The following is a 12,350-nucleotide window of genomic DNA, read 5'->3' on the forward strand; positions in this document are numbered from 1 at the left end:
CTCAGGTGCGCTCGGCCCAGGCCGCGCTGCTGAAAAATTTCATAGTGACCGCATGGATGCTGCCATCGGTGATCCATGGGTTCAAATGGGCATAGATCTGCTGCTGACGCTTCACCGGGCTCAACGCCGCCAGTTCATCGCTAATCACGTTCAGCTGAAAGTTGCAGCCTTCGCCCTCAACTTCTACCTGCACTTGTGACAGAGAATCGGACAGCTTTCCTTCAAGGAAGCTCTTTACTTCGTTGGCCTGCATGCTCAACCTCAATCGGCGCCCTGTGCGCGCGGGTCGGACATCATACAAAAAAGCCCCGCGCCTGCGAACCCCGCGAAGCAGGACTCTGACGGGGGGCTTCTTTATAGATGTGGTTCAGGGATGCGCCAACAGCTCGGTCAATTCGCTGACCTGAGCGATTTCACGCATGTCTTCGGGTATCGCACGAATGCTCAGGGCCTTGCCGGCCGCCTGGGCATCGCGCATGAAGCACAGCAGCAGCGACAAGCCGACACTGCTGGATTTCTCCACCGCGGAGCAATCAACCACCAGCGCACCCGCGTTACTGGACTTGATCAGCGCCTGCCCCTGCTTGCGCAGGTTCGGGCCTGTCCGGTAATCCAGCACGCCACTGAGCAGCAGCTCGCCGGATTCGCTCATGCGAATGGCCGACTCACTCATTGGGTTTGCTTCTCGGTAGATTGCCCAGTGGTTTCCTGGGTTTTTGCAACTTCCTTGGCCTTGGCGACTTCACCGGCCCAACCATCGATGGTCTTTTGCAGATCATTGCCATTGCGCTGCATCGCGTCAGCGAACTGATCGCGGAACAGCTTGCCAATGTTGATGCCGTTGATGATCACGTTGCGCAGTTTCCACTCGCCGTTGATCTTCTCCAGTGTGTAGGACACAGGATAGATCGCGCCGCTACTGCCTTTGACCGTCATGCCAACGCTTGTGCGGTCTCCCGACTCATCCTTGGCAGGTTCAACGGTGATGCCCTGGTTGTTGTACTCGAGCAAGGCGTTACCGTAGAACTGAAACAGGCCTTTCTTGAAGTTTTCCTGAAAGGTCTGCATTTGCTCGGGCGTAGCTTTGCGCGAGTACTTGACCGTCATGATGCTTTTGGAAATGCCCTCGGCATCCACCACAGGCCCGACGATGGTGTTCAGCGCCGTGTAGAAGTCTTGTGGGTCCTGCTTGTACTTTTCTTTGTTGGCGGCGAGATCCGCCAGCATCCGGCTCGTGGTGTCCTGAACCAGATCGTGCGCCGACTGTGCCGCCACGGCATTAGCGATCAACGGCAGCGCCGCGAGCAATACCAACAGGCCACGTCGAAAGATAGAGATCATTCAAAAGCTCCTCATTTAGCTTCTTTGCTAACGGTATTGAGCAGGAATTTACCGATCAGGTCCTCGAGCACCAGCGACGACTGCGTATCGTGGATAGTTCCACCATCCTTGAGTGGGGTTTCTTCCCCGCCCACGCTGATACCGATGTATTTCTCACCCAACAGGCCAGCGGTCAGGATAGATGCAGTGGAGTCAGTCGGCAGGTTATCTACGCGCTTTTCCAGTTGCATGGTCACCCGACCGGTGAAGCTGTCGCGGTCCAGATCGATCGCCGTGACCTTGCCGATGGTCACACCGGCCATGGTCACTTTAGCTCTGACCGTCAAACCGGCGATATTATCGAAATATGCATAAAGTTTATAAGTATCGGTGGCTGCGCTCGGGGACAAACCACTGACCCGCAACGCAAGCAACAGCAAAGCCAGGATGCCAGCCAGCAAGAAAAGGCCGACACCGATTTCCAGGGTGCGGTTTTGCATCAGAAATCTCCAAACATCAAAGCGGTCAGAATAAAGTCCAGGCCGAGTACAGCCAAAGAGGCATACACCACGGTCTTGGTAGTGGCACGACTGATCCCCTCGGAAGTGGGCTCGCAGTCATAGCCTTGGAATACGGCGATCCAGGTCACGACAAAGGCAAAAACAATGCTTTTGATAATGCCGTTGAGCACATCGTCGACAAACGTCACGCTGTTTTGCATGTTCGACCAGTAGGAGCCGTCATAGACACCCAGCCAGTCGACGGCCACCCACGAACCGCCCCAGATGCCCACCACGCTGAAAATCATTGCCAGCACCGGCAGGGAAATGAAGCCGGCCCACAGGCGCGGGGCAATGATGTACTTGAGCGGGTCAACCCCGATCATTTCCAGACTGGACAGCTGCTCGGTGGATTTCATGTTGCCGATTTCGGCGGTCAGTGCCGAACCCGCGCGCCCGGCGAACAGCAAGGCCGTAACCACCGGCCCCAGTTCACGCAACAGCGTCAGCGCAACCATCTGCCCGACTGCCTGCTCCGAACCGTAGCTGGATAGAATGTTAAAGCCCTGCAACGCCAGCACCATGCCGATGAATACCCCGGAGACCACAATGATCACCAGGGACATCACGCCCACCGAATGCAGCTGCTTGACCAGCAGGCCAAAACCGCCACCGATGCCGCCACGACCGAGCAAGGCATGGAACAGGAACAACGCCGAACGGCCGAACACCTCCAGCACATCGATGCCGGCGCGGCCGAACCGGCGCACTCTTTCTATCAGTGAAATCTTGCGCATCAGCGCTTCCCAGAAGATCTGCGCGGTAATCCGGCGCTGGAAAGTGGTATGCGACCGGACCATCGGGTTCGCCTGTCAAGAATTGACGAATACGTGGCTCATCCGATTTCATCAAATCCTTGGGTGCGCCCTGGCCCAACACTTGCCCGTCGCCCACCACGATAAGGTGGTCGGCAATGCTCGCGGTCTCGGCCAGATCGTGGGAGACCACGATGCTGGTGATGCCCAGCGCATCATTGAGCAGGCGGATCAGGCGTACCAGCACGCCCATGGCGATCGGATCCTGGCCAACAAAGGGCTCGTCATACATGAGGATTTGCGGATCGAGAGCAATGGCCCGGGCCAGCGCAACGCGACGCTTCATGCCGCCGGACAATTCGTCAGGCATCAGGTCAATGGCACCACGCAAGCCCACGGCCTGCAATTTGAGCAGGACAATGTCGCGGATCATTTCTTCCGGCAGCTCGGTATGAACACGCAGCGGAAAAGCGACGTTCTCGAACACATCAAGGTCGGTAAACAGAGCGCCGCTCTGAAACAGCACACCCATTTGCTTGCGCGCATCGAACAGATCGCTGCGCGACAACGTCGGCAGGTTCTGGCCATTGACCCAGACTTCGCCGCTGGTAGGGCGCAATTGTGCGCCTATCAGCCGCAACAGCGTGGTCTTGCCACACCCGGAAGGCCCCATGATGCCGGTGACCTTGCCGCGTGGTATGCGGATATCGACGTTATTGAAAATGCTGCGCGCACCGCGCTTGAAGGTCAGTCCCTTCAGCTCGACCGCGTAGGCGTTATCGGCACTCATCTAAACTCCTTGCGATGCAGCCTCTCACTCGGACGCCTGGCTTTCTGGCGAAAGCACATACCTCCCCGGGCAGGCCGAACTGGCGGCGAACTATATCACTGCAAAGGCCAAGCGCCCAAGGCCCAAGCCGGGCACGTTCAGCATCATGCCCCCCTGAAATCATCTATTTAGAGAGATTCGGTAACAAGTAATGACAAACCGCGACGAACTTGCGTGAGGGTTTTGATCATTACCGTTATAATCGCCGCCTTTTCATCAGGCTATACGATTTCTGACATGAGCCAATCCAGCGACCTGATTCAATCTGCACAACGCACCATCCGCCTCGAACTGGAAGCCGTACAAGGCTTGTTGCCCCATATCGACGCAGATTTCGTACGCGCTTGCGAGATGATTCTGGCCAGCAAAGGCCGCGTGGTCGTGGTCGGCATGGGCAAATCGGGGCACGTCGGCAACAAGATTGCCGCCACCCTGGCCAGCACCGGCACCACGGCGTTCTTCGTGCATCCGGCCGAGGCCAGCCATGGCGACATGGGCATGATCACTCGCGACGACATCATCCTGGCGCTGTCGAACTCCGGCTCCACCAATGAAATCGTCACCCTGCTGCCACTGATCAAGCGTCTGGGCATTAAATTGATCAGCATCACCGGCAATCCCGATTCAGCGCTGGCCAAGGCTGCCGAGGTCAATCTCAACGTTCACGTCGAGCACGAAGCCTGCCCGCTGAACCTGGCGCCGACCTCGTCGACCACCGCCGCCCTGGTCATGGGCGACGCCCTGGCGGTGGCACTGCTGGAAGCCCGTGGTTTTACCGCTGAAGACTTCGCCTTTTCCCATCCCGGCGGTGCGCTGGGCCGCCGCCTGCTGCTGAAAGTGGAAAACGTCATGCACGCCGGGCAAGAGCTGCCGCAGGTTCAGCGCGGTACCCTGCTCAAGGACGCGCTGATGGAAATGACCCGCAAGGGCCTGGGCATGACCGTGATACTGGAAGCGGACGGTAAACTTGCCGGGATCTTCACCGACGGCGACCTGCGCCGCACTCTGGACCGCACCATTGATATCCACAGCACGACCATTGATGAAGTGATGACCGCCCACGGCAAGACCGCTCGTGCCGAGATGCTCGCCGCCGAGGCGCTGAAAATCATGGAAGACCACAAGATCAACGCGCTGGTAGTGGTCGACAGCGAAGACCGTCCGGTCGGCGCCTTGAACATGCACGATTTGCTGCGTGCGGGAGTAATGTAATGAGCACGGACCTGCTGCAACGCGGCAAACAGATCAAACTGGCGGTGTTCGACGTTGATGGCGTGCTGACCGACGGGCGCCTGTACTTCCTCGAGGACGGTAGCGAATTCAAGACGTTCAACACCCTCGACGGCCAGGGCATCAAGATGCTGATGGCCGCCGGCGTGCAGACCGCTATCATCAGCGGCCGCAAGACCCCGGTGGTTGAACGGCGCGCGAAGAACCTCGGTATTCCACACCTTTATCAGGGGCGCGAAGACAAACTGGTGGTGCTCGACGAACTTCTTGCCCAGCTCAATCTGAGCTATGAACAAGTGGCCTACCTTGGCGACGACCTGCCGGACCTGCCAGTGATTCGCCGCGTAGGCCTGGGCATGGCGGTGGCCAGCGCTGCCAGTTTCGTGCGCGAACATGCCCACGGCATCACCCAGGCTCGCGGTGGCGAGGGTGCTGCTCGCGAATTCTGTGAATTGATCCTGCGCGCCCAGGGCCGCCTCGATGCGGCCAACGCCGCGTACCTGTGAGCCCATCATGCTGAGCAAAAAAATTCGCAACATCCTGGTGTTCGGTTGCATCGCAGCGATTTTTGCGGCGGTCGGCTACTGGAACATCAGCCCGGAACGCTTCCTCGACAAGCCGGTGGCGAAGATCGATGAAAGCGCGATCGACTATTACGCCGTCAACGCCCACAGCGTGCAGTACCTGCCCGACGGAAAACTGCAATACGAGATGACGTCGGACAAGGTCGAACACCTGAAAGCGACAGAAGTGACATTGCTGACCAATCCTGACCTGAACATGTTCCGCGGCACCGAGTTCCCGTGGCATGTCCAGAGCGAGAAGGGTGAAGTCAATCCGGACGGCACTCAGGTCGAGCTGATTGATTCGGTACGTATCACCCGTTTCGACGAAAAAAACCGCAAAACCCTGATTACCACCACCCGTATGACAGTGTTCCCGCAGCAGCAATATGCGCAGACCGATCAACCCGTTAGAATCGACGGCGCTGGCGGTGTATCGACAGGCAACGGAATGAAAGCGTACTTGAAAGAAAGCAGGATACACCTGCTATCGAACGTAAGAGGACAGTATGAGGCTCGTTAAAACTCTCCCTATTTTGCTCAGTCTGGGCGCAGCACTGGGAAGCGTGAGCGCCTGGGCTCTGCCGAACGATCAAGAGCAGCCTATCCGCATTCAGGCCGACGATGCCCAACTGGACGACAAGAATGGCGTTGCCACCTATAAAGGCGATGTGATCATCACTCAGGGCTCGATGATCGTTAAGGGCAACACCGTAACCATCACTCGCACCCCGACCGGCGACATCGACGTGGTGACTTCGGTGGGCAACCTCGCCTATTTCGAACAACTGCAAACGGCGGGCGATACCAAGCCGGTTCAGGGCTACGGCGTAACTATCCAGTATCACGCCTCGCAAAACCGCGTCGTGCTGATCGATCGCGCCAAAGTCATCGACAAGGACAACAACGTCACCCAAGGCGAGAAAATCGTCTACGACACGGTCAAAAAGCTTGCGAGCGCCGGTCGCGCCACGGGTAACAAGGTCACTGAGGCACGTCCTCGCATTGACATGGTGATCCAGCCGAAGAAGAAAACCGACGAGCAAAAGGCCCAGTAATGGCAACTCTGAAAGCTCAGCATCTGGCCAAGAGCTACAAGAGCCGTCAGGTCGTGCGCGACGTCAGCCTGTCCATCGACAGCGGTCAGATCGTCGGCCTGCTTGGTCCTAACGGTGCCGGCAAAACCACTTGTTTCTACATGATTGTCGGCTTGGTGCAAGCCGATCAGGGCCGCGTCCTGATCGATGACCTGGACGTCAGCCACCAGCCAATGCACGGTCGTGCGAAGGCGGGCATCGGCTATCTTCCGCAAGAAGCATCGATCTTCCGCAAACTATCGGTGGCCGACAACATCATGGCCATCCTCGAGACCCGCAAGGAACTCGACAAGGCCGGTCGTCGCCAGGAGCTGGAAAGCCTGCTGCAGGAATTTCACATCCACCACATCCGCGACAACCTCGGCATGAGCCTGTCCGGTGGTGAACGCCGCCGCGTGGAAATCGCCCGGGCACTGGCCACCAATCCGAAATTCATCCTCCTCGACGAACCTTTCGCCGGCGTGGACCCGATTTCGGTGGGCGACATCAAGCAGATCATCCATCACCTCAAAGCCAAAGGCATTGGCGTACTGATTACGGACCACAACGTCCGCGAAACCCTGGATATCTGCGAAACCGCCTACATCGTCAACGACGGCCAACTGATCGCTGAAGGTGACTCCGCCACCATCCTGGCCAATGAATTGGTCAAGGAAGTGTATCTGGGCCATGAGTTCCGCCTGTAAGCACTGAGGTGCCCCGGTCGCCGAGAGAGCGCTCGCTTCAATAAAAAATCAATAACTTTTTATTGTTACAGCGCTCTAGGCAAACACTTCAGTTTCGGGCATATAATTTGCTTATGTTTGGCGCTTCGGCGCTCTGTAGTGGATGGCGCATGTGCGCCGGCGAATAAGGTGTTAAGCCCCTGCCATGAAACCATCGCTAGTCTTGAGAATGGGCCAGCAGCTGACGATGACACCGCAGCTGCAACAGGCCATCCGCCTGCTCCAATTGTCGACCCTGGACCTGCAACAGGAAATCCAGGAGGCCCTGGAGTCCAATCCAATGCTCGAACGCCAGGAAGAAGGCGACGACTTCGACAACGCCGACCCCTTGGCCGATAGCACCGAACAGAAACCCAACGCCGATATTCAGGAACCCTCCTACCAGGAAACCGCCCCAACGGTGGATAACCTTGAGGAAGGCGACTGGAACGAGCGCATCCCCAACGAATTGCCCGTCGACACGGTCTGGGAAGACGTCTACCAGACCAGCGCCAGCAGCCTGCCGAGCAACGATGACGACGAGTGGGATTTCACCACCCGCACATCGGTTGGTGAAAGCCTGCAAAGCCATTTGCTCTGGCAACTGAACCTGGCACCGATGTCCGACACCGATCGCCTGATCGCCGTGACCCTGATCGACTGCATCAACAATCAGGGGTACCTGGACGAAACCCTCGAGGAAATCCTCGAAGCCTTCGACCCGGAACTGGACATCGAACTGGACGAAATCGAAGCCGTCCTGCACCGCATCCAGCAATTCGAACCCGCTGGCATTGGCGCTCGCAACCTCGGTGAATGCCTGCTGCTGCAACTGCGTCAGCTGCCCGCCAAGACCCCTTGGCTGACCGAGGCCAAGCGTCTGGTCACCGATTACATCGACCTGCTCGGCAGCCGCGACTACAGCCAGCTGATGCGCCGCATGAAGCTCAAGGAAGATGAACTGCGTCAGGTCATCGAACTGGTCCAGAGCCTCAACCCGCGCCCGGGCTCACAGATCGAATCCACCGAAGCCGAATACGTCGTTCCCGACGTGATCGTGCGCAAGGACAACGAGCGCTGGCTGGTGGAGCTGAATCAGGAATCGGTGCCACGCCTGCGGGTCAACGCCCAATACGCCGGTTTCGTGCGTCGCGCCGATACCAGCGCTGATAACACCTTCATGCGTAATCAGTTACAGGAAGCTCGCTGGTTCATCAAGAGCCTGCAAAGCCGCAATGAAACCCTGATGAAAGTCGCCACCCAGATCGTCGAGCATCAACGCGGCTTTCTTGAATACGGTGACGAAGCCATGAAGCCGTTGGTGCTGCACGACATCGCCGAAGCGGTAGGCATGCACGAATCAACGATTTCACGGGTGACCACGCAAAAATTCATGCATACCCCACGGGGCATCTATGAACTGAAATACTTTTTTTCCAGCCACGTCAGTACCTCCGAGGGCGGTGAATGCTCGTCCACGGCGATCCGCGCGATCATCAAAAAACTGGTTGCCGCGGAAAATCAGAAAAAGCCGTTGAGTGACAGCAAGATCGCTGGTTTACTGGAGGCACAAGGCATTCAGGTAGCCCGTCGCACCGTCGCCAAGTACCGCGAATCCCTGGGGATCGCGCCTTCCAGCGAACGGAAGCGGTTGATGTAACCGCCGGGCTCGCCACAGCGTTCCAGTGGCAGGCATTTCTGCCTGCCGCTTTATGCACTGGCAACGAAGGAGAAGCTGTATGCAAGTCAACATCAGTGGACACCAACTGGAAGTGACCGAACCCCTGCGCACCTACATCGGCGAAAAACTCGACCGATTAGAGAGGCATTTCGACAAGATCACCAATGTGCAAGTCACGATGAACGTCGAAAAACTGCTGCAGAAGATCGAAGCCACGCTGCATATTCCCGGCGGAGAAGTGGTCGCCAATGCCGAGCATACGGACATGTATGCCGCCATCGACCTGCTGACCGACAAGCTGGATCGCCAACTTAAAAAGCATAAGGAAAAGACCCAGAGCCTCCTCCAGGGCGCGACCGGTCGTTAACACTCCCAATCCATGATCCGACTAGAAACCATCCTGACCCCCGGCCGTTCCCAAGTGAACGCGCCGGGTGGCAGTAAAAAGAAAGCCCTCGAGCAAATTGCCAACCTTATCCACCGCGAAGTACCGGATCTGGAAATGCAGGACGTCTTCGAGGCCCTGATTGCCCGTGAGAAGCTCGGTTCTACCGGTTTCGGCAACGGCATCGCCATTCCCCACTGCCGGCTTAAAGGCTGCACCTCGCCAATCAGTGCGCTGTTGCACCTGGAAGCCCCTATCGATTTCGACGCCATTGACGGCGCCCCGGTTGACCTTCTGTTTGTGCTGCTGGTCCCGGAAGCCGCCACCGATGCACACCTGGAACTGCTGCGCCAGATCGCCAGCATGCTGGATCGCAAGGAAGTGCGTGAAAAACTGCGCAGCGCCCCGAGCAACGAAGCCTTGTTTCAGGTTGTCCTGGACGAGCAGAACGGTCACTAATCATGCGCCTGATCATCGTCAGTGGCCGCTCCGGCTCAGGTAAAAGTACCGCCCTCGATGTGCTCGAGGACAACGGCTACTACTGCATCGACAACCTGCCTGCCGGCCTGCTGCCGGAACTGGCCGAACGCGCGCTGATTCACACCGAACTGGCACAACCATTGGTGGCCGTGTCCATCGATGCGCGCAATTTGCCAAGTCACCTGACACGGTTTCCCGAACTTCTGGAAGAAGTCCGCAGCCGGCATATCCAGTGCGATGTGCTGTACCTGGACGCCGACGAAGAGACCTTGCTCAAACGATTTTCCGAAACTCGCCGTCGCCACCCGCTGAGCAGCGCCAATCGCTCATTGGCGGAGGCGATACAGGACGAAACCAATCTGCTGGGGCCTATTGCCGATCTGGCCGACCTCAAGGTCAATACCACCAATCTGAACCTGTACCAGCTACGCGATACCATCAAGCTGCGCCTGCTGAATCAGCCAGAACCGGGCACTGCGTTCCTGGTGGAGTCTTTCGGCTTCAAGCGAGGCATGCCGGTGGACGCCGACCTGGTGTTCGACGTGCGTTGCCTGCCCAACCCTTACTGGAAGCCGGAGCTACGGGCACAGTCCGGGCTCGATCAACCGGTGGCTGAGTACCTGGCGGCACAACCGGACGTCGAAGAGATGTTCCAGGACATTTCCTCATACTTGCTCAAGTGGCTGCCCCGCTTTGCCGCCAGCAACCGCGCCTATGTCACCATTGCCATTGGCTGCACCGGCGGGCATCACCGCTCTGTCTACCTGACCGAACGTCTGGGTCAGGTCCTGCAAAAAACCCTGAAGAACGTCCAGGTCCGCCACCGCGACCTCAGCTAAAGGATTCACATCGCGATGCCTGCTCTGGAAATCGAAATCATCAACAAGCTGGGCCTGCATGCCCGCGCGTCTGCAAAATTCGTTGGGGTGGCGGGTCAGTATCCCTGCCAGATCAGGGCCGGTCGCACTCCGGAATCGATGGTCGACGGCAAAAGCATCATGGCCATGATGATGCTGGCCGCTGGCAAGGGCACCACAATCCACTTGAGCACTGAAGGCGAGCAGGAACAGGAAGCGCTGGATGCACTGGTGGCGTTGATCAACAACTTCTTCGACGAAGGCGAATAAAAGTCAAAAGATCGCAGCCTCGTTTCACTCGACAGCTCCTACAAGGATCGGCATACAGTAGGAGCTGTCGAGTGAAACGAGGCTGCGATCTTTTGATCTTTTTTCAGGCCAACGCGGTATCCATCACCATCATCAAACAAAATCCAATCAGCAGCCCAAGGCTGGCCAGTTTATCGTGACCATGGCGGCGCGATTCGGGGATGACTTCGTGAGTCACCACCAGCAACATCGCACCGGCCGCCAGTGCCAGACCCAAAGGCAACAGCAGTTCGGCCAGGCTCACCAACCAAGCGCACAACAATGCGAAGACCGGCTCGACCAAACCTGACGCAGCGCCGATCAGGAACGCCTTGACCCGCGACATCCCTGCTCCGGCCAACACCAACGCAATCACCAGCCCTTCCGGCACATCCTGCAAGGCGATGCCCATGGCCAGGCTGTCGGCGTCAGGCATGCCACCGCCGGCCGAGACGCCGACCGCCATGCCTTCGGGGATGTTGTGGGCGATGATGGCAAACACAAACAACCAGATCCGCGGTGGAATCACCGATCGCTCCAGTGTCCCCACGAGCATTTCAGGCGTAGCGCCGGACACCTTGCGATCCACCAGAAACAACCCGAATGCACCCAGCATGATGCCGAAGCTGATCAAGCCGCTGGCCGTCCAAGGCGTCAGCCCGAGATTTTCGGCCGCGGCGATGCCCGGCACGATCAGCGAAAACGCCGTCGCCGCGAGCATCACCCCGGCTCCGAAACCGAGCAATATGTCGCTGACTACCTGAGGCATCTGCCGAATCACCAGCACCGGCACCGCGCCCAAAGCCGTGCCCAAGGCACAAATCGCCCCGCCTTGCAGGGCACGCTGCAGTTTCGGTTCGAGGTCCAGCCAGCTCAACCCTTGAGCAGCCAATAACGTCATGCCCGCTAGCAGTAACAGCGATCCCAGCGCGTAACGAAACATCCGTCCACTTCCGACCGCCAATGTTTCAGTGCCCATAGTCAGCCCTTCAAACCAGCGCAGCCTGATAACGCGCGGCGACTTCGGGCCAATTGATCACGTTGTAGAACGCATTGATGTATTCAGGACGGCGGTTCTGATAGCGCAGGTAATAAGCGTGTTCCCAAACGTCCAGGCCGAGAATCGGCGTATTGCCGTTCATCAATGGGCTGTCCTGATTGCCACTGCTTTCAACGATCAAGATCTTTTGCGGCGTCACGCTCAACCAGGCCCAGCCGCTGCCAAAACGGGTCAGCGCAGCTTTGGTGAAGGCCTCCTTGAAGTTGTCGAGACCACCCAGCTGTTCATCGATTGCCTTGGCCAGCGCGCCTTCAGGTTGGCCTCCGCCGTTGGGTGCCATGACTTCCCAGAACAACGAATGGTTGGCATGCCCACCGCCCTGATTGATCACCACCGCACGAAGTTTTTCCGGCATTTGCTGGACAGCCGCCACCAGTTTTTCCACCGGCCATTCAGCAAACTCAGTGCCTTCGACTGCTGCGTTGAGGTTGTTGATGTAGGTCTGGTGGTGTTTGGTGTAGTGGATTTCCATGGTCTGCGCATCGATGTGCGGTTCCAGGGCATCGTAGGCATACGGCAAGGCAGGCAGGGTAAAAGCCAT

General features: G+C 57.9%; 17 protein-coding genes and 1 pseudogene. 10 read left to right on the top strand and 8 right to left on the bottom strand.

Going from position 1 to position 12,350, the window contains the following annotated elements; all coding sequences use genetic code 11:
• Window position 1 precedes the first annotated feature (1 nt).
• The 6 genes and pseudogenes from AB4O41_RS12440 to AB4O41_RS12465 all read right to left on the bottom strand — a co-directional run.
• On the bottom strand, window positions 2-253 hold the full coding sequence (locus AB4O41_RS12440; RefSeq protein WP_038978976.1) for a BolA family protein: 252 nt from the start codon (window positions 251-253) through the stop codon (window positions 2-4).
• 114 nt (window positions 254-367) lie between these two features.
• A complete protein-coding gene (locus AB4O41_RS12445; protein WP_460147918.1) occupies window positions 368-673 on the bottom strand; it encodes an STAS domain-containing protein in 306 nt (101 codons plus the stop codon).
• Window positions 670-1,341 (bottom strand): MlaC/ttg2D family ABC transporter substrate-binding protein, encoded by a 672-nt coding sequence (locus tag AB4O41_RS12450; RefSeq protein WP_460147919.1) that lies wholly within the window; start codon window positions 1,339-1,341, stop codon window positions 670-672. Before AB4O41_RS12450 ends, AB4O41_RS12445 begins: the two co-directional genes overlap by 4 nt.
• An 11-nt stretch (window positions 1,342-1,352) precedes the next feature.
• Complete coding sequence (gene mlaD, locus AB4O41_RS12455; RefSeq protein WP_460147920.1) at window positions 1,353-1,820, bottom strand: outer membrane lipid asymmetry maintenance protein MlaD; 468 nt, start codon at window positions 1,818-1,820, stop codon at window positions 1,353-1,355.
• Window positions 1,820-2,617, bottom strand: a complete 798-nt coding sequence (mlaE, locus tag AB4O41_RS12460) for a lipid asymmetry maintenance ABC transporter permease subunit MlaE (protein WP_460147921.1) — start codon at window positions 2,615-2,617, stop codon at window positions 1,820-1,822. The genes mlaD and mlaE overlap by 1 nt, the downstream gene beginning before the upstream one ends.
• A 7-nt stretch (window positions 2,618-2,624) precedes the next feature.
• Window positions 2,625-3,425, bottom strand: a pseudogene (locus AB4O41_RS12465) (ATP-binding cassette domain-containing protein); the annotation flags it as partial.
• Between the two features lie 276 nt (window positions 3,426-3,701).
• Between AB4O41_RS12465 and AB4O41_RS12470 the strand changes: the two are divergent.
• The 10 genes from AB4O41_RS12470 to AB4O41_RS12515 all read left to right on the top strand — a co-directional run bounded on the left by AB4O41_RS12470 (window position 3,702) and on the right by AB4O41_RS12515 (window position 10,731).
• Complete coding sequence (locus AB4O41_RS12470; RefSeq protein ID WP_460147922.1) at window positions 3,702-4,676, top strand: KpsF/GutQ family sugar-phosphate isomerase; 975 nt, start codon at window positions 3,702-3,704, stop codon at window positions 4,674-4,676.
• Entirely contained in the window at window positions 4,676-5,200 is a 525-nt protein-coding gene (locus AB4O41_RS12475) for a KdsC family phosphatase (RefSeq protein WP_008008625.1), read from the top strand. The genes AB4O41_RS12470 and AB4O41_RS12475 overlap by 1 nt, the downstream gene beginning before the upstream one ends.
• 7 nt (window positions 5,201-5,207) lie before the next feature.
• Window positions 5,208-5,780 carry an LPS export ABC transporter periplasmic protein LptC gene (lptC, locus tag AB4O41_RS12480; protein WP_460147923.1) on the top strand — a complete coding sequence of 191 codons (573 nt, stop codon included), beginning with the start codon at window positions 5,208-5,210 and terminating at the stop codon, window positions 5,778-5,780.
• Window positions 5,767-6,315 (top strand): lipopolysaccharide transport periplasmic protein LptA, encoded by a 549-nt coding sequence (gene lptA / locus AB4O41_RS12485; protein ID WP_460147924.1) that lies wholly within the window; start codon window positions 5,767-5,769, stop codon window positions 6,313-6,315. The genes lptC and lptA overlap by 14 nt, the downstream gene beginning before the upstream one ends.
• A complete protein-coding gene (lptB, locus tag AB4O41_RS12490; RefSeq protein ID WP_030128011.1) occupies window positions 6,315-7,040 on the top strand; it encodes an LPS export ABC transporter ATP-binding protein in 726 nt (241 codons plus the stop codon). The genes lptA and lptB overlap by 1 nt, the downstream gene beginning before the upstream one ends.
• 184 nt (window positions 7,041-7,224) lie before the next feature.
• Complete coding sequence (locus AB4O41_RS12495) at window positions 7,225-8,718, top strand: RNA polymerase factor sigma-54 (protein WP_460147925.1); 1,494 nt, start codon at window positions 7,225-7,227, stop codon at window positions 8,716-8,718.
• A 79-nt stretch (window positions 8,719-8,797) separates the two neighbouring features.
• Window positions 8,798-9,106, top strand: a complete 309-nt coding sequence (gene hpf / locus AB4O41_RS12500) for a ribosome hibernation-promoting factor, HPF/YfiA family (RefSeq protein WP_003178005.1) — start codon at window positions 8,798-8,800, stop codon at window positions 9,104-9,106.
• Window positions 9,107-9,118: 12 nt separating this feature from the next.
• Complete coding sequence (gene ptsN / locus AB4O41_RS12505; protein WP_460147926.1) at window positions 9,119-9,583, top strand: PTS IIA-like nitrogen regulatory protein PtsN; 465 nt, start codon at window positions 9,119-9,121, stop codon at window positions 9,581-9,583.
• A 2-nt stretch (window positions 9,584-9,585) separates the two neighbouring features.
• Entirely contained in the window at window positions 9,586-10,443 is an 858-nt protein-coding gene (gene rapZ, locus AB4O41_RS12510) for an RNase adapter RapZ (RefSeq protein WP_223486249.1), read from the top strand.
• Window positions 10,444-10,458: 15 nt separating this feature from the next.
• Window positions 10,459-10,731: an HPr family phosphocarrier protein gene (locus AB4O41_RS12515; protein ID WP_452624954.1), complete on the top strand. Its 273-nt coding sequence runs from the start codon at window positions 10,459-10,461 to the stop codon at window positions 10,729-10,731.
• 103 nt (window positions 10,732-10,834) lie between these two features.
• Here AB4O41_RS12515 and AB4O41_RS12520 read toward each other — a convergent pair whose 3' ends face one another.
• The gene (locus AB4O41_RS12520) at window positions 10,835-11,728 is read right to left on the bottom strand and encodes a ZIP family metal transporter (RefSeq protein ID WP_460147927.1); all 894 of its coding nucleotides are present in this window, start codon (window positions 11,726-11,728) and stop codon (window positions 10,835-10,837) included.
• A 10-nt stretch (window positions 11,729-11,738) separates the two neighbouring features.
• Window positions 11,739-12,350, bottom strand: a complete 612-nt coding sequence (locus AB4O41_RS12525) for a superoxide dismutase (RefSeq protein WP_460147928.1) — start codon at window positions 12,348-12,350, stop codon at window positions 11,739-11,741.

The sequence above is a fragment of the Pseudomonas sp. S2_A02 genome (assembly GCF_054668495.1).

What these genes read in the sequence shown, in the direction of transcription:
- lptB (WP_030128011.1), top strand. Translation starts at nt 6,315, where the DNA reads ATGGCAACTCTGAAAGCTCAGCATCTGGCCAAGAGCTACAAGAGCCGT.
- AB4O41_RS12515 (WP_452624954.1), top strand. Translation starts at nt 10,459, where the DNA reads ATGCCTGCTCTGGAAATCGAAATCATCAACAAGCTGGGCCTGCATGCC.
- AB4O41_RS12520 (WP_460147927.1), bottom strand. Translation starts at nt 11,728, where the DNA reads ATGGGCACTGAAACATTGGCGGTCGGAAGTGGACGGATGTTTCGTTAC.
- AB4O41_RS12450 (WP_460147919.1), bottom strand. Translation starts at nt 1,341, where the DNA reads ATGATCTCTATCTTTCGACGTGGCCTGTTGGTATTGCTCGCGGCGCTG.
- AB4O41_RS12440 (WP_038978976.1), bottom strand. Translation starts at nt 253, where the DNA reads ATGCAGGCCAACGAAGTAAAGAGCTTCCTTGAAGGAAAGCTGTCCGAT.
- ptsN (WP_460147926.1), top strand. Translation starts at nt 9,119, where the DNA reads ATGATCCGACTAGAAACCATCCTGACCCCCGGCCGTTCCCAAGTGAAC.
- AB4O41_RS12525 (WP_460147928.1), bottom strand. Translation starts at nt 12,350, where the DNA reads ATGGCTTTTACCCTGCCTGCCTTGCCGTATGCCTACGATGCCCTGGAA.
- rapZ (WP_223486249.1), top strand. Translation starts at nt 9,586, where the DNA reads ATGCGCCTGATCATCGTCAGTGGCCGCTCCGGCTCAGGTAAAAGTACC.
- mlaD (WP_460147920.1), bottom strand. Translation starts at nt 1,820, where the DNA reads ATGCAAAACCGCACCCTGGAAATCGGTGTCGGCCTTTTCTTGCTGGCT.
- AB4O41_RS12495 (WP_460147925.1), top strand. Translation starts at nt 7,225, where the DNA reads ATGAAACCATCGCTAGTCTTGAGAATGGGCCAGCAGCTGACGATGACA.
- AB4O41_RS12470 (WP_460147922.1), top strand. Translation starts at nt 3,702, where the DNA reads ATGAGCCAATCCAGCGACCTGATTCAATCTGCACAACGCACCATCCGC.
- AB4O41_RS12445 (WP_460147918.1), bottom strand. Translation starts at nt 673, where the DNA reads ATGAGTGAGTCGGCCATTCGCATGAGCGAATCCGGCGAGCTGCTGCTC.
- hpf (WP_003178005.1), top strand. Translation starts at nt 8,798, where the DNA reads ATGCAAGTCAACATCAGTGGACACCAACTGGAAGTGACCGAACCCCTG.
- lptA (WP_460147924.1), top strand. Translation starts at nt 5,767, where the DNA reads ATGAGGCTCGTTAAAACTCTCCCTATTTTGCTCAGTCTGGGCGCAGCA.
- lptC (WP_460147923.1), top strand. Translation starts at nt 5,208, where the DNA reads ATGCTGAGCAAAAAAATTCGCAACATCCTGGTGTTCGGTTGCATCGCA.
- mlaE (WP_460147921.1), bottom strand. Translation starts at nt 2,617, where the DNA reads ATGCGCAAGATTTCACTGATAGAAAGAGTGCGCCGGTTCGGCCGCGCC.
- AB4O41_RS12475 (WP_008008625.1), top strand. Translation starts at nt 4,676, where the DNA reads ATGAGCACGGACCTGCTGCAACGCGGCAAACAGATCAAACTGGCGGTG.